The sequence below is a fragment of the Burkholderia sp. MR1-5-21 genome, assembly GCF_053427715.1.
Genome location: NZ_JBSAXD010000012.1, coordinates 40,363 through 60,512, shown reverse-complemented (window position 1 = coordinate 60,512; position 20,150 = coordinate 40,363). Strand labels below are relative to the sequence as shown.

Here is a 20,150-nt window from a genome sequence, read left to right as displayed (position 1 = left end):
GCCGGCCGTCGATATGCAAATTTGCATATCCGACCGGTTTTCATGTCGGTACTACAGGATTCTGCGCATAACTATACTCGACCGTGATTTGCGGACCAGAAGCCGCGGGCAATCACGATGGAGACGCCATGCAGACCCGATCCACCCTTGACGAGCACGCGGAGCTTGCCGCGCCCGCCCCCGTCCGCACCGCGAAGGACCACCTGCTGGCCGGCTGGGCCAGCATGACCGGCACGACGATCGAGTGGTACGACTTCTTCCTGTACGGCACCGCCGCCGCGCTCGTCTTCAACCGCATCTTCTTCCCGTCGCTCGACCCCGTCGTCGGCACGCTCGCCGCGTTCGGCACGTTCGCGGTCGGCTTCATCGGCCGGCCGATGGGCGGCATCCTGTTCGGTCACTTCGGCGACCGGATCGGCCGCAAGTCGATGCTGATGATCACGCTGCTGCTGATGGGCGTGCCGAGCATGGTCATCGGGCTGATCCCGTCGTACGACAGCATCGGTTACGGCGCGGCCGCGCTCTTGATCGCGATGCGCTTCCTGCAGGGGATGGCGGTCGGCGGCGAATGGGGCGGCGCGGTGCTGATGGCCGTCGAGCACGCGCCCGAAGGCCGCAAGGGGCTGTTCGGCAGCCTGCCGCAGACGGGCGTCGGCCTCGGGCTGATCCTGTCGTCGCTCGCGATGACCGCCGTCGCCAGGCTGCCCGATGCGGACATGCTGTCGTGGGGCTGGCGCATCCCGTTCCTCGCGAGCATCGCGCTCGTCGGCCTCGGCGCGTTCATCCGCGCGAAGGTGCCCGAATCGCCGGACTTCGAGAAGATGAAGCACCAGGGCAAGGCCGTGAAGTCGCCGGTGCTCGAGGCGATCCGCCGGCATCCGCGCGAAATGCTGACGATCGTCGGCGCGCGCGCCGCCGAGAACACGTGGTTCTACATGGTCGTCACGTTCGCGCTGGCGTACGCGACGCAGCAGCTCCGCCTGCCGAAGGCCGACATGCTGGAGGCGATCACGGCCGGCGCCGTGCTGTCGCTCGTGACGATGCCGCTGTGCGGGCACCTGAGCGACCGCATCGGCCAGCGCCGGATGTTCGCGATCGGCCTCGTGCTGATGTGCGCGTTCGCCGCGCCGTTCTTCATGATGCTCGGCACGCTGCAGACGACACTCGCGTGGTGGGCGATCGTGCTCGGCCTTGGCGTCGTGTTCCCGATCCTCTATGCACCGGAATCGCTGCTGTTTGCGAAGCAGTTCCCCGCGGAGATCCGCTACAGCGGGATCTCGCTGTCGGTGCAGCTCGCCGGCGTGCTCGGCGGCGGCTTCGCGCCGATGATCGCGACGTCGCTGCTGAAGGCCGGCGGCGGCCAGCCGCATTACGTGATCGCGTACCTCGTCGGCCTCGGCGTGTTCGCGCTGATCTGCACGGGGCTGATGCGCACCGCACGTCACTGACGCACCCCGCTACACCCGTGTTGCCTGCAGTCCGGCGCTTGCCTGTGCGCCGGACGCGGGCGCCCCTTTACCTCATCCCTTTTCGTTTCGGAGATCGTTCATGAACGCCGCCGTACCCCAGACCACCCTCGCATTGCCCACCGCCAAGCTGCTGATCGACGGCGAGTTCGTCGAATCGCAGACCGGCGAATGGGGCAACGTCGTCAACCCCGCGACGCAGGAAGTGATCGGCCGCGTGCCGTACGCGACCGTCGACGAGGTCGACGCCGCGATCGCGTCCGCCCAGCGCGCGTTCCAGACCTGGAAGACCACGCCGATCGGCGCACGCATGCGCATCATGCTGAAGTTCCAGGATCTCGTGCGCCGCAACCTCGAGCGCATCGCGCAGACGCTGACCGCCGAACAGGGCAAGACGCTGCCCGACGCGCAGGGCGACATCTTCCGCGGCCTCGAAGTGGTCGAGCATGCGTGCTCGATCGGCACGCTGCAGCTCGGCGAATTCGCGGAGAACGTCGCGGGCGGCGTCGATACGTACACGCTGCGCCAGCCGATCGGCGTGTGCGCGGGCATCACGCCGTTCAACTTCCCCGGGATGATCCCGCTGTGGATGTTCCCGATGGCGATCGTGTGCGGCAACACGTTCGTGCTGAAGCCGTCGGAACAGGACCCGTTGTCGACGATGCAGCTCGTCGAGCTCGCGATCGAGGCCGGCGTGCCGAAGGGGGTGCTGAACGTCGTGCATGGCGGCAAGGAAGTCGTCGACGCGATCTGCACGCATCCGCTCGTGAAGGCGATCTCGTTCGTCGGCTCGACGCGCGTCGGCACCCACGTGTACAACCTCGGCAGCGAGCACGGCAAGCGCGTGCAGTCGATGATGGGCGCGAAGAATCACGCGGTCGTGATGCCCGATGCACATCGCGAGCAGACGATCAACGCGCTCGTCGGCGCCGGGTTCGGCGCGGCCGGCCAGCGCTGCATGGCGACGTCGGTCGTCGTGCTCGTCGGCGCCGCGCGCGACTGGCTGCCCGATCTCGTCGAGAAGGCGAAGCAGCTGAAGGTCAACGCGGGGCACGAGCCCGGCACCGACGTCGGCCCGGTCGTCTCGAAGGCCGCGCATGCGCGCATCGCGGGGCTGATCGACGAAGGCGTGAAGGCCGGCGCGACGCTGCTGCTCGACGGCCGCGACGTGAAGGTGCCCGGCTACGAGCACGGCAACTTCGTCGGCCCGACGCTCTTCTCGGGCGTGACGACCGACATGTCGATCTATAAGGAAGAGATTTTCGGGCCGGTGGTCGTCGTGCTGGAAGCCGACACGCTCGACGACGCGATCGCGCTCGTCAACCGCAACCCGATGGGCAACGGTGTCGGCCTGTTCACGCAAAGCGGCGCGGCCGCGCGCAAGTTCCAGAGCGAGATCGACGTCGGCCAGGTCGGCATCAACATCCCGATCCCGGTGCCGGTGCCCTACTTCAGCTTCACCGGTTCGCGCGGCTCGAAGCTCGGCGACCTTGGCCCGTACGGCAAGCAGGTCGTGCAGTTCTACACGCAGACGAAGACGGTCACCGCGCGCTGGTTCGACGACGACGCGACCGCAGGCGGCGTGAACACGACGATCGCGCTGCGCTGACAGGCATGCATGGGACCGGACCAAGCACTGAAGCGCCAGGTTCGGTCGACCGCGAAGCATGGGACCGGGCCAAGCGCTGAAGCGCCAAGTCCGGTCGACCGCGAAGCATGGGGCCGGACCAAGCGCTGAAGCGCCAGGTTCGGTCGACCGCGAAGCATGGGACCGGACTAAGCGCTGAAGCGCCAAGTCCGGTCGACAGGAGAGCAAAAGACATGGAAATCGCATTCATCGGGCTCGGCAACATGGGCGGGCCCATGGCCGCCAACCTGCTCAAGGCCGGCCACGCGCTGACGGTGTTCGACGTCGACGCGAACGCCGTCGACGCGGCGGTACGCGCAGGCGCGACGGCCGCAGGCTCGCCGCGCGACGCGGCCGCCCGCGCGTCGGTCGTGATCACGATGCTGCCGGCCGCGCCGCACGTGCAGCGCGTCTATCTCGGCGACGACGGCGTGCTTGCAGGTGCGCGCGCCGGCGCGACACTGATCGACTGCAGCACGATCGATCCCGGCACGGTGCGCGCCGTCGCCGACGCGGCCGCGCGGCAGGACCACCCGCTCGCCGATGCGCCCGTGTCGGGCGGCACCGCGGGCGCACAGGCCGGCACGCTGACGTTCATGGTCGGTGCGGACGCCACGCTGTTCGAGCGCATCCGCCCGCTGCTGCTCGACATGGGGAAGAACGTCGTGCATTGCGGCGCAACCGGCACCGGCCAGATCGCGAAGATCTGCAACAACCTGCTGCTCGGCATCTCGATGATGGGCGTGTCGGAGGCGATGGCGCTCGGCGCGGCGCTCGGCATCGAACCCGCGGTGCTGGCCGGCATCATCAACACGTCGACCGGCCGCTGCTGGAGCTCGGACACCTGCAACCCGTATCCGGGCGCGCTGCCCGCTGCGCCCGCCGCGCGCGGCTACACGGGCGGTTTCGCCGCGAACCTGATGCTGAAGGACCTCGGGCTCGCGACCGAAGCCGCGCGGCAGGCACGGCAGCCGGTGTGGATGGGCGCGCTCGCGCAGCAGCTCTATCAGTCGATGAGCCAGCAGGGGTTGGGCGGGCTCGACTTCTCCGCGTGCGTGAAGCTGTACGAGGCGCAGGCGCCGGCCGCCTGACGGCGGATCGACGGCGGGAAAGGCCGGCGGTGCGGCACCCGGCAGCGCCGGCCGCTTTCGATCACACCGCCGGCCCGCCAGCGTCCGGCGTCGCGATACGCGATGCGCGGACGCACCAATCCCTCACCCGATGTGCGGTGATGACTGACCGATCAGCATGCGGGTGATGATCGTGCGCAGCGGTTGCGTTGCGTGGCCTTCAGGCCGGCGCGAACCGGAGTCGCAATGCGCTCAACCGCGCGGGTTCGACGCGGTCTCGAAGGTCGGATGGCACTCGAACGCGAGTTCGGAGCGCGCGTTCACGCCGCGGCCGTTGCTCAGCGATTCCTGCTTCATGCTCGCGCGCATCCCGCGCTGCGAGCAAAAGTCGGTCGCTTCGTTGAACGCCTTCGTATGGGCATCCGCCCAGGTGGTCGCCACGCCGACCGTGCGCGTCGACACGGTGAAGACGTTCGGGTTGGACGTCGCGCTGACGTCGGACGCGGTCGAGCACGCAGCGAGCAGCCATGCGGCGCCCACGACGGGCAGCCATCGCACGGACTTGAAAGAGAGTGGGTTCGGCATCGGGGGTAGTGCGCCGTCGCGCAGACGGCAGTCGACAACATGGCCGCCAGTATGCCCGCCAATTAGCCGGAGATCATGCCCTTTTCAGTGAACAAACTGTTTCCAATGGTTAAATGATGGGGTTTCGGGCGCTGTGGAAATCGCGGTTCGTGACGAAATTACCGGGGCTCGCGACCGAAGATTCGGTAATAGCGCGTCAATGCGACTGATTGACGCGGACAAGCGTCGAGCGATGACATGCGGCGGGCTCGGGACTGACGCGTCGCAGCCGTTCCGCGTCCCGAGCCTGCTCCGCGGCACGACGACTGCGCGCCGCGCGCGGATGCTGCGCCGGGCAAACTCGCCCGCCGCCTCCGCTTCGATACGTCAATGCCCGTCCCGCCGGATCCGCGCCGACACCGCTTCGAGATCCCGCCACGCCGGCTGCCCCGGCGCATAGCGCGCGCGGATGTAAGTCGCCAGCTCGGCCATCTGCCGGTCGTCGAACGCATCGCGAAAGCCCGGCATGTAGCCGAGCTGCTCGGTCGCCGGATGCGCGATGCCGTCGTGCAGCACACGCAGCAGGTTGTCCGGCGTCGCCTGGCTGACGCTCGTGTTCAGCCCCATCAGCGGCCGCACGCCGAAATGGCCGACACCCCCCGACTCCGCATGGCACACGGCACACGCGGCATCGAACGCGCGGCGGCCATTCTCGAGACCGAGCGTCGTGACCGCTTCCGCGCCGCGCGCGTGATGGGCGGTCGCGTCTGCGGCCGCCGCGGCATCGACTCGCGGCGACAGCGACGCGACGTAATGCGCGATCGCGCGCACGTCCGTTTCGGGCAGCGTCGCGAGGCCGGCGACGACGGGCGCCATCGGTCCGGCCGCGACGCCGTGCTGCGCGGAGAACCCGGTGCGCAGATAGTCGAACAGCGCGTCCTCGGTCCAGGGCACCGGCGACGCGTGCGCCCCGACCAGCGACGGCGCCGCCCAGCCTTCCGCTTCGCCGCCCGACAGGTACGCGAAGCCGCCCTTCTCCGCGCCCAGCACGTTGCGCGGCGTGTGACACGCGCCGCAGTGTCCGGCGCCGTCGACCAGGTACTTGCCGCGATTCCACAGCGCCGAGCGCGACGGGTCCGGCGCAAACGGGCGCGCATCGAGGAACAGCGCGTTCCAGCCGGCGACGAGCCGCCGCTGGTCGAGCGGGAACGGCAGCCTCGTCTTCGGCGGCACGTGCTTCACCGGCGGCTGCGACATCAAGTACGCATACAGCGCGAGCAGGTCCGCTTCGCTCAGCTTCGCGAATGCGGTGTACGGAAACGCCGGGTACAGATGCGTGCCGTCCCGCCCGATCCCTTCGCGCATCGCCCGCGCGAACGCCGGATACGACCACGCGCCGATGCCGGTATCCGGATCGGGTGTGATGTTGGTCGTGTAGATCGTGCCGAACGGTGTATCGAGCGCAAGGCCGCCGGCGTTGACCGCACCGCCCGGCGCCGTGTGGCACACCGCGCAGTCGCCGGCGATCGCGATCTGCCGGCCGCGTTCGAGCGTCGCCGCACTCCACATCGCGCCGTCCGCGCTGTCTGCCGCGACAGGCGCGATCGCCGCCGGGCCCGGCAGGATCGAGCACGCGAGGCCAATCAGGCCGCCGACCATGCCGCCGAGTCCGCCGCCGACCAGCCAGCGCCGCCAGCGCCGAGTTCGAGGGTGTGCGGCTCCGGCAGGTTCTCCTGTGTCGAATGCGCGTCCGACGTCGGACGCATCGCCCGTTCCGGCCGGCTCGACCGGCACCGCGCCCGCCAGTGCCGCTCGGATGCGTGCGGCATCGAACGGCGGCGCACGAAACCGCACGCCGGTCGCGTCGTACAGCGCGTTCGCGATCGCGGCCGCGGCCGGCGCCGCCGCCTGTTCGATCCGTTGCGTGTCCTGCACGGACAGCGCGCGCGCCGCCGCATCCGGCGCGTCGCTTGACGCCTCGACCAGTTCGTGCGACATCGGCGCAGATTGCTCGCCCGCGCCGGTCTCGTCATGCGCGCGCCGCGCCGACAGACGCGCGCCCATCACGCGCGAGATCGCCGCCTCGACCTGCCACGCGGGCAGGCCCGCCAGCGATGCGGCGTCCGGCTCGCCCGCGCCTTGCCCCGCCACGATGCGCCGCACGGCGACATCACCGGTCGCGCGATCGACGTCGAGATCGACGACCCACGCGGTCCAGCTTGCGTCGCTGGCGCCGGATACGCGGGCGTCATGCGCATCCATGCCGGTGGTCGTGTCCGCTGCTGCGCGTCCCGGCGCGTACAGCGCACGCGCCGCCCCGTCGAACGCAAAGCCGCGGCCGCGCAGGCGCGCCGATGCGCCGGTGCCGGCCGCCGCAGCCGGTGCACCCCATGCGGCCCGCTCGGTGACCATGCGAATGATCTCGCGCGGGCCGGCATCCTGCGCCGGGTCCAGATGCTGGAACCGCAATGCGACCGGATCGCGCCGCAGCGCGCCGGCCAGTTCGTCGATGAACGACTCGCGTGCAAACACGTGCGCATGCGACGGGATCGCGCGGGCGGAGTCGGCCATCTCGATGGATGTCTGCGCATGGCGGTAGACGAACGCCGGTGCCGCCGGCATGGCCTGCGCATTGCCGTTCCCGGGTGGCGATGCTGATGCTGATGACGATGCCGACGCCGACGCCGATTCTGGTAGCACACCGTCATCGCCGGCCGCGCGCTCGACGTGCGCGCGATAGCGCCACGTCGCCATGCCGCCGTCGGGCGCGGTGCGCGATTCGACGTCGAGCGACGCGTGCGCATGCGGTTCGCCGAGCGGCCAAGCGTAACGTGCGCGGCGCGCTTGCGACGCCTCGGCATCGCGACCGGTGGCACCGCCCGCTGTCGCATCGCGCGATATGGCAGCAACGACATCGCCACGGTGCGTGTCGTCGCGGCCGATGCCGCCGCATGCCCGCGTCGTCAGGTCACCGTTCATCGGGTTTGCTCCGAGAAACCCCGTCCTTCCGGGCGGGGAATGAAAGGAGCGTAGCCGAATGGCTGAGCCACCAAAGCTTGAGGCACACGCGAGCATGTGACATCGTGTGAGGCATGGACATCAAGCGCGCCTACCGATTCCGGTTCTACCCGACGCCCGAGCAAGCAGCGATGCTTGCCAGGACGTTCGGCTGCGCGCGCTTTGCATATAACCACATGCTGCGAATGCGCACAGATGCGTGGCAACAGCGTCAGGCACGTGTCGGCTATCACGAAACCTCCGCCGCGCTTACCGCGCTGAAGAAAACCCCCGAGCATGCGTGGCTGAACGAGGTCAGCTCGGTTCCGCTCCAGCAGGCGTTGCGACACTTGCAGACGGCGTTCGCGAACTTCTTTGCCAACCGGGCGAAGTACCCGAACTTTCGGCGCAAGGACGGTGCGCAATCTGCCGAATACACGGCGAGCGCCTTCAAGTGGGATGGCAATTCGCTGAAGCTCGCGAAGATGGATGCGCCGCTCGCGATCCGCTGGTCGCGCACGATTCCGAACGGCGCGCGGGTAACGACCGTCACGGTGTCAAAAGACACGGCAGGTCGATACCACGTATCGATGCTTTGCGACGACGTGGTTTCCGCAAAATCGGGGGTGACCGGCAAGGTCGGCATCGACTTCGGGTTGACAGATTTTGTCGTTCTTTCGACGGGCGAGAAGATCGCGGCACCGAACGCGTTTCGCAAGAACGAGACCAGACTCGCCAAGCTCCAACGGCGGCTGGCGAAGAAGCAAATGGGTTCCGCCAACCGCAGGAAGGCGAGGCTCAAGGTCGCACGCATGCATGCCCGGATAGCAGATACCCGCAGGGATTTTCTGCACAAGCTTTCGAGCCGGTTGATCCACGAAAACCAAGTGATCGCCATCGAAAGCCTTGCCGTCGGCCGCATGCAGAAGAATCGAAGACTCGCGAAATCGATCGGCGATGCGGGCTGGTCGGAATTCGTGCGGCAGTTGACGTACAAGGCCAAGTGGTACGACCGCACGTTGATCGGCATCGATCGCTGGTATCCGTCCAGCAAGCGATGTTTCGATTGCGGGCATACCGTCGCCACGCTACCGTTGAAGGTGCGCGCGTGGATCTGTCCGGGATGCGCAGCGACCCACGACCGCGACATCAACGCGGCACGTAACGTTTTGGCCGCCGGACTGGCGGTGTCAGCCCATGGAGAAAGCGTAAGTCCCATGTCTCTTTGAGGCGAAGTCGGGTTGCATTCGGTGAAGTGGGAATCTCCTTCTTTAGGAAGGAGATCAGTCAACGCATTCCTGCTGGTAACGCGCTGCGCGCCGCACCGCCCGGATGATCTCGAGATGCGTGCCGCAGCGGCACAGATTGAAGCGCAGCGCGTCGCGGATCGCGTCGTCGTCCGGCGACGGATTGCGGTCGAGCAGCGCCTTCGTGCTCATGATCATCCCGTTCAGGCAGTAGCCGCATTGCGCCGCCTGCTCGTCGATGAACGCGCGCTGGATCGGATGCAGCGTGTCGAGCGAACCGAGCCCCTCGAGCGTCGTCACGCGCCGCCCGATCGCGGCGGCCGCCGGCACGACGCACGCGCGGGTCGCCTGCCCGTCGACGAGCACCGTGCACGCGCCGCACTGGCCGAGCCCGCAGCCGTACTTCGGGCCGTTCAGTTCGAAATCGTTGCGCAGGATCACGAGCAGCGGCGCATCGGGCGCGGCGCCGTCGACGGTGCGCTGCGCGCCGTTCACGCACAGCGTGAGCGGCCGCGAAGCGGGAGCGGTATGCGACATGGGCGGATCCGGAAAGCGGACTGCGGAACGGGGTGATGAGCCGGCCGGCGGCGCGCGGCCAGCAGCCGGCGAGCTGCGTTGCGCAACGCGCAACAAAGGAGCCACGCAACGCCGCGCGCGCCGATGCGGCCGGCGCGGCCGCGCCCGTCAGGCGACGGCCGCCACATTATCCCGCGACGGCGACACGAGCGGCACGTCGAACACGTCGTAGCCGAACACCCACGACGGATCCTCGTTCGTGCGCAGCCATGTGTTGTTGTGCGACACAAGCTGCACCTTCGACGCGCGCGCCGCGCGGTTCGCCTCGTACAGCGCGAATGCGCCCGTGTAATCGGTCACGCCGACCTCGTCGAGGCAGCGCGCGAGCATCGCCGCATCCTCGATCGCCATCGCCGCGCCCTGCGCCATGTGCGGCTTCATCGGATGGCACGCATCGCCGAGCAATACGAAACGGCCGCGGCTCCACAGCGGCAACGGATCGCGCTCGAGCAGCGGCCACTTGGTGATCGACGGCGACACGTCGATCAGGTGCTGGATGTCCGGATGGAAACCGGCGAACGCTTCGCGCATCTCGTCGCGGCTGCTGTCGACCATCGACACGCCCTCGGGCCATTCGGCCTGCGGCACGCCGGTCACGTAGTAATACTCGTCGCGCCGCTCGGTCACGTAGTAGACCATCATGTGGCGATCCTCCGACCACCACTTCACGCACATGTCGTAAGGCTTGTTGCCGAGCAGCGACGCGGGAAACACCGCGCGGTGCGCGACGTAGCCCGTGTAGCGCGGCGGCTCCGCGCCGAGCAGGTGCTCGCGGATCCGCGAGTTCACGCCGTCCGCGCCGATCACGATGTCGGCGGTCTCGACGCTGCCGTCCGCGAACGTCAGCCGCACCGCGTCGCCCGTGTCGTCGACCGACGCGAGACGCTTGCCGAAGCGGATCGTGCCCGGCGCGACCGCCTGCGTCATCAGCGCATGGAAATCGCCGCGGTGCACCGTCAGATAGCTCGCGCCGTAGGTCTTCAGCGCATAGTCGCCGAGCGGGATCTGCGCGATCACGTCGGCCGTCTGCCAGTCGCGGCTGTACCAGAAATCCGGATGCGAACCCATCGTGTTCAGCGCGTTCTCGCAGCCGATGCGCCGCATGATCTTCATCACGTTCGGGCCGAGGTGAATCCCCGCGCCGAGACGCGAGAACGCCGGCGCCTGCTCGTACAGCGCGACGTCGTAGCCGCTGCGCTGGAGCAGCGCCGCGGCGGCCGTGCCGCCGAGACCGGCGCCGATGATTGCGATACGGGGTGTGCTCATGCAGATCTCCTGATCGTGGGCCCGCAGCGTCGGAGGTCATCGAGCGGGCGGGTTGATAGCGTATATGTAGCGTACACACTCAAAATAATTCCCACAAGAAGATTGTCGCCGCCCCCTTTCTCATACGGGAAAACACCAATAATCAACGCATACAACAAGGCAGATGCAGGTTTTCGATGCGTCGTGCATTTCTGACACGTTGCCATTTTCAAATGTACACACTAGACTTCACTCGAACTCCGGCGAGCCCGAGCACACCTGGCCGCCCCCACCCTTACCTGCCACGGAGCCTCCCGTCATGAGCAAGACCTACCGCATCGGCCAGATCGTGCCGAGTTCCAACACGACGATGGAAACCGAGATCCCCGCGATGCTGCGGCTGCGCGAGACGATCCGCCCCGAGCGCTTCACGTATCACTCGAGCCGGATGCGGATGAAGAAGGTCGTCAAGGAAGAACTGGCCGCAATGGACGCCGAATCGGACCGCTGTGCGGTCGAGCTGAGCGACGCGCGCGTCGACGTGCTCGGCTATGCATGCCTCGTCGCGATCATGGCGATGGGTCACGGCTATCACCGCGTATCGCAGGCGCGCCTGACGAAGCACACCGCCGACAACGGCGCGCAGGCGCCGGTGCTGACGAGCGCTGGCGCGCTCGTCGACGCGCTGAAGGTGATCGGCGCGAAGCGCATCGTGGTCGTCGCACCGTACATGCTGCCGCTGACCGAGCTGGTGGTCGACTACATCCGCAACGAAGGCTACGAGGTGCTCGCGTATCGCGCGCTGGAAATCCCCGACAACCTCGACGTCGGCCGCCACGACCCGGCGCGCCTCCCCGACATCGTGAAGACGCTGCCGTACCAGGACGCCGACGCGATCGTGCTGTCCGCATGCGTGCAGATGCCGTCGCTGCCCGCGGTCGCGAAGGTCGAGGCGATGACCGGCAAGCCGGTGATCACCGCCGCGATCGCGACCACCTATGCGATGCTGCGCGAGCTCGATCTCGAACCGGTCGTGCCGGGCGCGGGCGCGCTGCTGTCCGGCGCGTACTGAACGCCACCCGCCACCGGAGCCCGACCATGTCCTCGACTTTCCTGTACGGCGCGAACGTTCACGCGAACGGCATCCGCCAGCACTACCTGCGCTACGGCGGCGCGACCGGCGCTCGCGCGCCGCGCGCCGCGGTGGTGCTGATTCCCGGCATCACGAGCCCCGCGATCACGTGGGGCTTCGTCGGCGAAGTATTCGGCGCCGCGTTCGACACCTACGTGCTCGACGTGCGCGGCCGCGGCCTGTCCGAAGCGTCCGCGGCGCTCGACTACAGCCTCGATGCGCAGGCCGACGACGTCGCAATGCTCGTCGCCGCGCTCGGCCTGCCGCGCGTGAGCCTCGTCGGCCATTCGATGGGCGCGCGGATCGCCGCGCGCGCCGCGCTGCGCGGCCCGCGCGGACTCGAATCGGTCGTGCTCGTCGATCCGCCGGTGTCCGGCCCCGGCCGCCGCCCGTATCCGGGCAAGCTGCCGTGGTACATCGACTCGATGGCGCTCGCGCGCGCGGGCACCGACGCCGAAGGCATGCGCGCGTTTTGCCCGACCTGGACCGACGCGGAGCTGCAGTTGCGCGCGGAATGGCTGCACACCTGCGACGAGCGCGCGGTGCGTGCGTCGTATGACGGCTTCCACGCCGACGATTTCCACGCGGATGCCGCTCGGCTCGACGTGCCCGCGCTGCTGATCACCGCCGAGCGCGGCGACGTGGTGCGCGACGACGACGTCGCCGAACTGCAGCGCGCGATGCCTTCGATGCTGCACGTGCGCGTGCCCGATGCCGGCCACATGATCCCGTGGGACAACGCGGCCGGCTTCTACGCGGCGTTCGGCGACTTCCTCGGCGCGCCGCTTGCCGCCTGATTCCTTTCCCTCACGCATTCACCGGAGCCGACGATGCCAGTCAGCGACTACCAACTGATCGACGCGTGGAAGCAGGTGCTCACGCTGTCGCGCCTCGAACCGGGCCAGACCGTCACGATCCTGACGAGCCCGGCCACCCACCCGCAGACGCTGTCGTGCGCGCTGATCGCGACGCAATCGATGGGCGCGATCGTCAACCGGCTCGACTTGCCGCCCGTCAACGGCGACAAGGCGTTCAGCCGCGACCCGCTCGCCTACCTCGGCACGACGCCGCTCACCGGCAACCGCGCGGCGATCGCCGCGCTGAAGGCGAGCGATCTCGTGCTCGACCTGATGACGCTGCTGTTCTCCCCCGAGCAGCACGACATCCTGAAGTCGGGCACGAAAATCCTGCTCGCCGTCGAACCGCCCGAAGTGCTCGCGCGGATGGTGCCGACCGAGCGCGACCGCACGCGCGTGCTCGCCGCCGCGAACAAGATCGCCGCCGCGCGCGAGATGCGCGTGACGTCGGCGGCCGGCACCGCGCTCGTGTGCCCGCTCGGCGATTTCCCGCCGACGGCGGAATACGGCTTCGTCGACGCGCCGGGCCGCTGGGACCACTGGCCGAGCGGCTTCGCGCTGAGCTACCCGAACGACCGCACCGCGCGCGGCACGATCGTGATCGACCGCGGCGACATCCTGCTGCCGCAGAAGCATTACGTCAGCGAGCCGATCGTGCTGACGGTCGAAGGCGGCTACGCGACGCGCATCGAAGGCAGCGTCGACGCCGACCTGCTGCGCGACTACATGGAGACGTTCGCCGACCCGGAAGGCTATGCGATCTCGCATATCGGCTGGGGCCTGCAGCCGCGCGCGCGCTGGTCGACGCTCGGCCTGTACGACCGCGAGGCGACGATCGGGATGGACGCGCGCGCGTTCGAGGGCAACTTCCTGTTCTCGCTCGGCCCGAACAACGAAGGCGGCGGCGACCGCACGACAACCTGCCACATCGACATCCCGCTGCGCCGCTGCACGGTCGCACTCGACGGCGAGACCGTCGTGCGCGACGGCCGCGTGCTCGACCAACCCGTCTGACGAGACCCGCCATGACCGATCTTTCCCGCCACGCCGAAGCGCACGTGTACCAGCAACAGGGCTTCGGCACGCCGTTGCCGCCACAAGGCAACGTCGGCCTCCTGATCGTCGATTTCGTCGTCGGCTTCGCCGATCCGGCGACGTTCGGCGGCGGCAACATCGCGCCTGCGATCGCGCGCACCACGCATGCGCTCGCGCTCGCGCGCCAGCGCGGCTGGCCGGTCGCCCACAGCCGCATCGTGTACGCGGCCGACGGCAGCGACGACAACGTGTTCTCGCTGAAGGTGCCCGGCATGGCGACGCTGACCGAGGATCACCCGAACAGCGCGATCGTGCCCGAGCTCACGCCCGCCCGCGGCGAACTCGTCGTGCGCAAGACGGTGCCGTCCGCGTTCTTCGGCACGCAGCTTGGCCCCTGGCTCACGCAGCGCGCGGTGCAGACGCTGCTGGTCGCCGGCGCGGTGACGAGCGGCTGCGTGCGCGCGAGCGTCGTCGACGCGATGTCGCACGGGTTCCGTCCGCTCGTGCTGTCCGACTGCGTCGGTGATCGCGCGATCGGGCCGCATGACGCGAACCTGTTCGACATGCAGCAGAAGTACGCGGCCGTGATGCCGCTCGATGCCGCGATCGCGGCGATCGACGCGGCGCACGCGCTGGCGCAGGCGAACGCGAACGCGCGTGCACGCTGACCGGCGAACGCTCAAAACGGGCGCCGCCGCCCTCGCGCCGCGCAATTGACGTGATGCTTATGGCCGCCTGCATTCGGCCGCTCGGTGTTCACGCCAATGACGGGCTTGCGCCGGGCAGCACCACGCGGCGGCCGGCGCCGGCCCGCCGCCGCAATTGACGCGCCGCTTTTGGCCCCCTAGATTCGATCGACCGGGACGCGGCGGCCGGCAAACCGGCAGCGTGATGCAATCGGCGCGCGCCAGGCGTGCGCCCGCCGCAAGATCCACCGCCCCGACAGGACCCCCAACCCGTGAACCGCTCCGAACTGCTCGCGCGCGATGGCTGCCTGACCGTGATCCGCCGCCCCGCAGCGCCCGTCAAGCCCGCACCCGGACAGCCGGGCAGCCTGTCGTCATACGTGCCTGATCTTCCTGAGGTGTTCGTCGCGATCCTCGACGACGGCCGCATCCTCGCGTTCAACGGACACGTCGATCTCGGCACCGGCATCCGCACGTCGCTCGCGCAGATCGTCGCGGAAGAACTTGATGTGCCCGCCGCGCGCGTGAGCATGGTGCTCGGCAGCACGGCCGCGACGCCGAACCAGGGGCCGACCATCGCCAGCGCGACGATCCAGATCTCCGCGCAGCCGCTGCGCTGCGCGGCCGCGCAGGCGCGACATGCGCTGCTGCAGCTCGCGGCCGTGCGCCTCGGTGTCGATGCCGGGCGGCTGGCGACCGACGACGGCGCGATCTTCACGACCGACGACGCTGAACGCGCCGACGGAGTCCGGGGAGAAGACGATGCCGACAGAACGGACAAGGCTGGAAGAGCCGCCTCGCGCCGCGTCACGTTCGCCGAACTCGTCGCGGGACAACGCATCGCGCTCGAACTGGACCTGAACGCGCGCGTCAAGGAGCCGACGCAGTACCGGGTCGTCGGCCGCTCGTCGCCGCGCGTCGACCTGCCCGCGAAAGCGACCGGCATGCTGACGTTCGTGCACGACGTGCGCGTGCCGGGCATGCTGCATGGCCGCGTGGTCCGGCCGCCGTACACGGGCATCGACAGCGGCGCGTTCGTCGGCACGTCGCTTGCGGACATCGATCGCGCATCGGTCGCCGATGTGCCGGGCCTGCGCGAGGTCGTCGTGATCGGCGATTTCGTCGGCGTCGTCGCCGAACGCGAAGAGCAGGCGATCCGCGCGGCGCGCCAGTTGCGTGTGAGCTGGCGCCCGCATCCCGCGTTGACGCCGCTCGACGATCCGGCGGCAGCGATCGCGGCCGCGCCCGCGAAACGGCGGATGCTGCTCGACGAAGGCGACGTCGACGCCGCCCGCGCGCTGCCCGGCACGACCACGCTGTCGCGCACCTACGCGTGGCCGTTCCAGATGCACGGCTCGATCGGCCCGTCGTGCGCAGTGGCGGACTACCGCGCGCCGGGCAACGGCCGGATCACCGTGTGGTCCGGCACGCAGAACCCCGTGTCGCTGCGCTACGACCTCGCGACCCTCGTCGGGCGCGACGAAGCAGATCTCGACATCGTGCGGATGGAAGCCGCGGGCTGTTATGGCCGCAATGGCGCGGACGACGTATGCGGCGACGCGCTGCTGCTGTCGCGCGCGGTCGGGCAGCCGGTGCGCGTGCAGTTGTCGCGCGCCGACGAGCATGCGTGGGAGCCGAAAGGCGCCGGTCAGGTAATGCAGGTGACGGGCACCGTGAGCGGCGACGGCCGCCTGCTCGGCTACGACTTCTCGACGCGCTATCCGTCGAACGATGCGCCGATGCTTGCTGCGCTGCTGACCGGCGCGATCGCGCCCGAGCCGCGCGTGTTCGAGATGGGCGACCGGACGGCCGTGTCGCCGTACAAGTGCCCGAACCGCCGTTTCGTCTGCGAGGATCTCGCGCCGATTGTCCGCGCGTCGTGGCTGCGCGGCGTATCGGCGCTGCCGAATTCGTTCGCGCACGACGCGTTCGCCGACGAATGCGCGTCGCTCGCAGGCATCGACCCGCTCGCGTTCCGTCTGCGCCACCTGGACGACACGCGCGCCACCGACCTGCTGCAGACGGTCGCCGCGCGAGCCGGATGGACGCCGCGCACGCGGCGCGAACCGGACGATGCGCGACTCGCACGCGGCCGCGGCATCGCGTACGCGCGCTATGTACACAGCCGCTTTCCGGGGTTCGGCGCCGCGTGGTCCGCGTGGATCGTCGACCTGAGCGTCGATCACCTGACCGGCGAGATTCGCGTCGAACGCGTGACCGTCGGCCAGGACACCGGAACGATGATCAACCCGGACGGTGTGCGCCATCAGATCCACGGCAATGTGATCCAGGTACTGAGCCGCACGCTGAAGGAGCGTGTGCGGTTCGTCGACGGCAAGGTCGCATCGCGCGAATGGGCGAGCTATCCGATTCTGACGTTCGCCGACGTGCCGGCCGTCGACGTGGTGCTGATGCCGCGGCAGGGCGAACCGCCGCTCGGCGCGGGCGAATCGGCGTCGGTGCCCGGACCGGCCGCGGTCGCGAATGCGATCTTCGACGCGACGGGCGTGCGCTTCTACGCGCCTCCGTTCACGCCCGAAACGATCCGCGCGGGGTTGCGCGACGCGGGACGGCTGTTCGCGGCCGCGCCGGACGAACGCACGGCGGCACATCGCGCATGAGCCGCAACGCGTATCGCGTGCCGCTTTGAATCACTGAACGCGCAGCCCGCTCGTGCACGCCGCGTGCCGATCGTCGCCCGATCGATCAACGTGCACGCCGCCGGCAACGACCGCCGGCCGCCCTACGCGTCATCCTCCTCCATCATCTTGCGCAGCAGGAATTGCAATGCGACGCGCTCACCGGGATTGAGTGCGCCATACGTGCGCTCCGTCACCTGCCGCGCGAACGGCACGGTCCGGTCGATCAGCGCGAGGCCCGTCGCGGTCGCGCGCACGAGCAGCTTGCGGCCGTCGCCCGGATCAGGCAGCACCTCGAGCAGCGCGCGCGCCTTGAGCCTGTCCACGACCCCGCGGATCGTCGCCTGGTCGATTGCGGTCGCCTTCACGATGTCGTTCAGCGAACATGCCTGCTTTTCCTTCACCGCACACAGCGTGACGAACTGCGCGGCCGTGAGGTCCGAATCGGGGATCGCTTCCTGGAAGATCGCGACATGGCGCTGGTAGGCGCGGCGCAGCAAATGGCCGATCTGATCGTGAAAGTCGTAGGAATCCTTGGAAGCTGCCATGAAGATGAAGGCCCGCACGGCCTGGAACGGAAAGACAAGCAGTGTACACCCTCGAATCGGCACATCGCGCACCGCACGGGCCGTTCGTTGACGCGCATCAGGCGCCGCCGCCGGCAGCCGGCGCCGTGCATCGCGACGGATCGCCCGGCATTTCACGTGCGCGATGCCGAATGCGTGCACCGTGCGTTCGGGCCCGGGTTCCGCACTCCGCGCGAATGATCGCCAGCAGGCGCGCCTGAGCGCACCGCCGTTCACGTGCATACGCTGCACTATTGAGCGCATACGCACTATTTTCGTGCACCACCCCTACCCGAGGATGGCCTCGATAACCGGCGCCCATCACCAATAAAAACCCCATTAACCTCATATCTTTAAGCGTCACACGTGCGCGTTTTCCCGATGCTGGCGAGGTTCCGGATACGACTCGCATTTTATAGTGTGTACGCTATTTAATTGGCGTGCTATACAGACACCGGTGGGCGCTGGAACCGCGCCCGCGTCGATCGGCATCCTACTCATCCGTCACACACGAACAGGGGCAATCCCATGTCTACCGCACACCCGAGCGCAGCCGTTTCCCCCGACGACGCGCTGCACGGCAACCTGTACCGCAAGGTCACGGTGCGCCTGATCACGATGTTCTGCCTGTGCTACTTCGCGGCCTACCTGGACCGCATCAACATCGGCCTCGCGAAGCTGCAGATGCTCGATGCGCTGAAGTTCAGCGATACCGTGTACGGCCTCGGGGCGGGCCTGTTCTTCGCCGGCTACATTCTGTTCGAAGTCCCGAGCAACCTGATCCTGCAGCGCGTCGGCGCAAAGCTGTGGATCGCGCGCATCATGATCACGTGGGGGCTGCTTTCCGGCGCGACGATGTTCGTGCACACGCCGATGCAGTTCTACGTCGTGCGCTTCCTGCTCGGCGTCGCCGAAGCGGGCTTCCTGCCCGGCGTGCTGTTGTACCTGACGCAGTGGTATCCGGATGCGCGCCGCGCGCGGATCGTCGCGCTCTTCATGGTCGGGCTGCCGCTGTCGAGCATGATCGGCAGCCCGATCTCCGGCTGGATCATGCGCGCGTTCGACGGCGCGCACGGGCTCGGCGGCTGGCAATGGCTGTTCCTGCTCGAGGCGCTGCCGTCGATCGCACTCGGCTTCGTGGTGCTGCGCTGGCTGCCGAACCGCATCGAATCGGCGCAATGGCTGACCGATGACGAGAAGCGTACGCTTCGCGCGAACCTCGACAGCGAACCGACCGGCAACAAGAGTCATGCGCTCGGCCAGGCGTTCACCGAACCGAAGGTGTGGGCGCTCGGCATCATCGACCTGTGCGTGCTGCTCGGGCTGTATGCGGTCAGCTTCTGGCTGCCGAGCATCCTGCGCGATACGGGCGTGAAGGACGCGTACCACATTGGCTGGCTGATGGTGATCCCGAATGCGGCCGCCGTGATCGGCACCCTGTATTGCGGCGCCAGCTCGGACCGCGCGCGCGAGCGCCGCTGGCACATCGTCGTGCCGTTCCTCGTCGCGGCGGTCGCGCTGACCGCCGCCGCTTCGCCGCACGGCACGGTCACGACCGTGCTGCTGTTCTCGCTGATCAATGCAGGCGCGGCAGCCGCGATGCCGGTCGTGTGGGCACTGCCGTCGACGTTCCTGCGCGGCTCGGCCGCGGCGGGCGGCATCGCGTTCGCGTGCTCGATCGCGAACCTCGGCGGCTTCGGCAGCACGTATTTCATCGGCTGGCTGCGCGACACGTTCCATTCGCAGAGCGCCGGCCTGTACGGTTTCGCCGCGTGCATGCTGGTCGGCTGCGCGCTTGCACTCGCGTTTCCTGCACGGCTCGTGAACCGCTGACATTACAAGGGCCGCTGCGGATTCTTCGCGCACGCGCGCCCGGCGCTGCAAGCGCCTTCCGACCCCGGCGCCCATTCAACGAATTCAACGCGCCGCTCGCGACGCACCGGCCGCGAGCGGCACCCCTTCTACCGCGAGCGACGCGTCAGCCGCCGCTCGCCCCCGACGGCGCCGACGCCGCACCCGGCGCGCTCGCACCGCCTTCCATGCCGCCGCCTGACGCAGCGCCGCTGCTTGCCGCGCCCTCCGCGCCGCTTGCCGCTGCGCCACTACTCGGCGTTCCTCCCGAAGCAGCCGACGGCGCAGGCGCCATGCTGCCCGACGCCCCCTGCTCCGTCCCTGACGTACTGCTGCTCTGCTTCGAGCATCCCGCGCCCGCTGCAACACCGACGATCACGATGCCGGCGGCAAGCGCCTGCCACATATGACGAAAAGGATCACGTTGCATGACCTATCCCTCCCGCGGTGAAAAAGCCAGTATCGCGCAATTCGCATGCCACGATTCCGCCCTTTCTGCCGATGCATCCCCATTCATTTCCTGAATGGGTCTCACCCGAATATTTAATTTCCCATTGCCTGGCCCGGCGCACATACTCGCGAACGAATCCGG

Annotated in this window: 16 protein-coding genes; 10 read left to right on the top strand and 6 right to left on the bottom strand. The window is 68.5% G+C overall.

Annotated elements, in window-relative coordinates; all coding sequences use genetic code 11:
• Positions 1 to 128 precede the first annotated feature (128 nt).
• The 3 genes from ACV229_RS17875 (at position 129) to mmsB (ending at position 4,184) form a co-directional block, all read left to right on the top strand.
• On the top strand, positions 129 to 1,448 hold the full coding sequence (locus ACV229_RS17875; protein WP_448084440.1) for an MFS transporter: 1,320 nt from the start codon (positions 129 to 131) through the stop codon (positions 1,446 to 1,448).
• Positions 1,449 to 1,548: 100 nt separating this feature from the next.
• Positions 1,549 to 3,075: a CoA-acylating methylmalonate-semialdehyde dehydrogenase gene (locus ACV229_RS17870; RefSeq protein WP_448084439.1), complete on the top strand. Its 1,527-nt coding sequence runs from the start codon at positions 1,549 to 1,551 to the stop codon at positions 3,073 to 3,075.
• A 212-nt stretch (positions 3,076 to 3,287) separates the two neighbouring features.
• Positions 3,288 to 4,184 carry a 3-hydroxyisobutyrate dehydrogenase gene (gene mmsB / locus ACV229_RS17865; RefSeq protein WP_448084438.1) on the top strand — a complete coding sequence of 299 codons (897 nt, stop codon included), beginning with the start codon at positions 3,288 to 3,290 and terminating at the stop codon, positions 4,182 to 4,184.
• 231 nt (positions 4,185 to 4,415) lie between these two features.
• On the opposite strand, the gene ACV229_RS17860 is transcribed toward mmsB, so the two are convergent.
• Both ACV229_RS17860 and ACV229_RS17855 read right to left on the bottom strand, forming a co-directional pair.
• Entirely contained in the window at positions 4,416 to 4,748 is a 333-nt protein-coding gene (locus tag ACV229_RS17860; RefSeq protein ID WP_448084437.1) for a hypothetical protein, read from the bottom strand.
• 366 nt (positions 4,749 to 5,114) lie between these two features.
• Positions 5,115 to 7,706: a c-type cytochrome gene (locus ACV229_RS17855; RefSeq protein ID WP_448084436.1), complete on the bottom strand. Its 2,592-nt coding sequence runs from the start codon at positions 7,704 to 7,706 to the stop codon at positions 5,115 to 5,117.
• Between the two features lie 113 nt (positions 7,707 to 7,819).
• Between ACV229_RS17855 and ACV229_RS17850 the strand changes: the two genes are divergently transcribed.
• Positions 7,820 to 8,953 (top strand): RNA-guided endonuclease InsQ/TnpB family protein, encoded by a 1,134-nt coding sequence (locus tag ACV229_RS17850; RefSeq protein WP_448084435.1) that lies wholly within the window; start codon positions 7,820 to 7,822, stop codon positions 8,951 to 8,953.
• Positions 8,954 to 9,007: 54 nt separating this feature from the next.
• On the opposite strand, the gene ACV229_RS17845 is transcribed toward ACV229_RS17850, so the two are convergent.
• Both ACV229_RS17845 and ACV229_RS17840 read right to left on the bottom strand, forming a co-directional pair.
• Positions 9,008 to 9,508 carry a (2Fe-2S)-binding protein gene (locus tag ACV229_RS17845; protein ID WP_448084434.1) on the bottom strand — a complete coding sequence of 167 codons (501 nt, stop codon included), beginning with the start codon at positions 9,506 to 9,508 and terminating at the stop codon, positions 9,008 to 9,010.
• Between the two features lie 147 nt (positions 9,509 to 9,655).
• Positions 9,656 to 10,813, bottom strand: coding sequence for an FAD-dependent monooxygenase (locus ACV229_RS17840; RefSeq protein WP_448084433.1), 1,158 nt, complete (start codon positions 10,811 to 10,813; stop codon positions 9,656 to 9,658).
• Between the two features lie 298 nt (positions 10,814 to 11,111).
• Here ACV229_RS17840 and ACV229_RS17835 point away from each other — a divergent pair, with 298 nt between their 5' ends.
• The 5 genes from ACV229_RS17835 (at position 11,112) to ACV229_RS17815 (ending at position 17,123) form a co-directional block, all read left to right on the top strand.
• Positions 11,112 to 11,864 (top strand): maleate cis-trans isomerase family protein, encoded by a 753-nt coding sequence (locus ACV229_RS17835; RefSeq protein ID WP_205799405.1) that lies wholly within the window; start codon positions 11,112 to 11,114, stop codon positions 11,862 to 11,864.
• Between the two features lie 26 nt (positions 11,865 to 11,890).
• Positions 11,891 to 12,721, top strand: a complete 831-nt coding sequence (locus ACV229_RS17830) for an alpha/beta fold hydrolase (protein ID WP_448084432.1) — start codon at positions 11,891 to 11,893, stop codon at positions 12,719 to 12,721.
• Between the two features lie 33 nt (positions 12,722 to 12,754).
• Entirely contained in the window at positions 12,755 to 13,795 is a 1,041-nt protein-coding gene (locus tag ACV229_RS17825; protein WP_448084431.1) for a 2,5-dihydroxypyridine 5,6-dioxygenase, read from the top strand.
• A gap of 11 nt (positions 13,796 to 13,806) precedes the next feature.
• A complete protein-coding gene (locus ACV229_RS17820) occupies positions 13,807 to 14,484 on the top strand; it encodes an isochorismatase family protein (protein ID WP_448084430.1) in 678 nt (225 codons plus the stop codon).
• A 290-nt stretch (positions 14,485 to 14,774) separates the two neighbouring features.
• Positions 14,775 to 17,123 carry a molybdopterin cofactor-binding domain-containing protein gene (locus ACV229_RS17815; RefSeq protein WP_448084429.1) on the top strand — a complete coding sequence of 783 codons (2,349 nt, stop codon included), beginning with the start codon at positions 14,775 to 14,777 and terminating at the stop codon, positions 17,121 to 17,123.
• Positions 17,124 to 17,245: 122 nt separating this feature from the next.
• On the opposite strand, the gene ACV229_RS17810 is transcribed toward ACV229_RS17815, so the two are convergent.
• The gene (locus ACV229_RS17810) at positions 17,246 to 17,689 is read right to left on the bottom strand and encodes a MarR family winged helix-turn-helix transcriptional regulator (protein ID WP_448084428.1); all 444 of its coding nucleotides are present in this window, start codon (positions 17,687 to 17,689) and stop codon (positions 17,246 to 17,248) included.
• A gap of 546 nt (positions 17,690 to 18,235) precedes the next feature.
• Between ACV229_RS17810 and ACV229_RS17805 the strand changes: the two genes are divergently transcribed.
• The gene (locus tag ACV229_RS17805) at positions 18,236 to 19,540 is read left to right on the top strand and encodes an MFS transporter (RefSeq protein ID WP_448084427.1); all 1,305 of its coding nucleotides are present in this window, start codon (positions 18,236 to 18,238) and stop codon (positions 19,538 to 19,540) included.
• 145 nt (positions 19,541 to 19,685) lie between these two features.
• Here the strand turns inward: ACV229_RS17805 and ACV229_RS17800 are convergent, their stop codons facing one another.
• Entirely contained in the window at positions 19,686 to 19,988 is a 303-nt protein-coding gene (locus ACV229_RS17800; protein ID WP_448084426.1) for a hypothetical protein, read from the bottom strand.
• Between the last annotated feature and the right edge of the window lie 162 nt (positions 19,989 to 20,150).

What these genes read in the sequence shown, in the direction of transcription:
- ACV229_RS17820 (WP_448084430.1), top strand. Translation starts at nt 13,807, where the DNA reads ATGACCGATCTTTCCCGCCACGCCGAAGCGCACGTGTACCAGCAACAG.
- ACV229_RS17875 (WP_448084440.1), top strand. Translation starts at nt 129, where the DNA reads ATGCAGACCCGATCCACCCTTGACGAGCACGCGGAGCTTGCCGCGCCC.
- ACV229_RS17830 (WP_448084432.1), top strand. Translation starts at nt 11,891, where the DNA reads ATGTCCTCGACTTTCCTGTACGGCGCGAACGTTCACGCGAACGGCATC.
- ACV229_RS17805 (WP_448084427.1), top strand. Translation starts at nt 18,236, where the DNA reads ATGTCTACCGCACACCCGAGCGCAGCCGTTTCCCCCGACGACGCGCTG.
- mmsB (WP_448084438.1), top strand. Translation starts at nt 3,288, where the DNA reads ATGGAAATCGCATTCATCGGGCTCGGCAACATGGGCGGGCCCATGGCC.
- ACV229_RS17870 (WP_448084439.1), top strand. Translation starts at nt 1,549, where the DNA reads ATGAACGCCGCCGTACCCCAGACCACCCTCGCATTGCCCACCGCCAAG.
- ACV229_RS17850 (WP_448084435.1), top strand. Translation starts at nt 7,820, where the DNA reads ATGGACATCAAGCGCGCCTACCGATTCCGGTTCTACCCGACGCCCGAG.
- ACV229_RS17835 (WP_205799405.1), top strand. Translation starts at nt 11,112, where the DNA reads ATGAGCAAGACCTACCGCATCGGCCAGATCGTGCCGAGTTCCAACACG.
- ACV229_RS17825 (WP_448084431.1), top strand. Translation starts at nt 12,755, where the DNA reads ATGCCAGTCAGCGACTACCAACTGATCGACGCGTGGAAGCAGGTGCTC.
- ACV229_RS17810 (WP_448084428.1), bottom strand. Translation starts at nt 17,689, where the DNA reads ATGGCAGCTTCCAAGGATTCCTACGACTTTCACGATCAGATCGGCCAT.
- ACV229_RS17840 (WP_448084433.1), bottom strand. Translation starts at nt 10,813, where the DNA reads ATGAGCACACCCCGTATCGCAATCATCGGCGCCGGTCTCGGCGGCACG.
- ACV229_RS17800 (WP_448084426.1), bottom strand. Translation starts at nt 19,988, where the DNA reads ATGCAACGTGATCCTTTTCGTCATATGTGGCAGGCGCTTGCCGCCGGC.
- ACV229_RS17860 (WP_448084437.1), bottom strand. Translation starts at nt 4,748, where the DNA reads ATGCCGAACCCACTCTCTTTCAAGTCCGTGCGATGGCTGCCCGTCGTG.
- ACV229_RS17845 (WP_448084434.1), bottom strand. Translation starts at nt 9,508, where the DNA reads ATGTCGCATACCGCTCCCGCTTCGCGGCCGCTCACGCTGTGCGTGAAC.
- ACV229_RS17855 (WP_448084436.1), bottom strand. Translation starts at nt 7,706, where the DNA reads ATGAACGGTGACCTGACGACGCGGGCATGCGGCGGCATCGGCCGCGAC.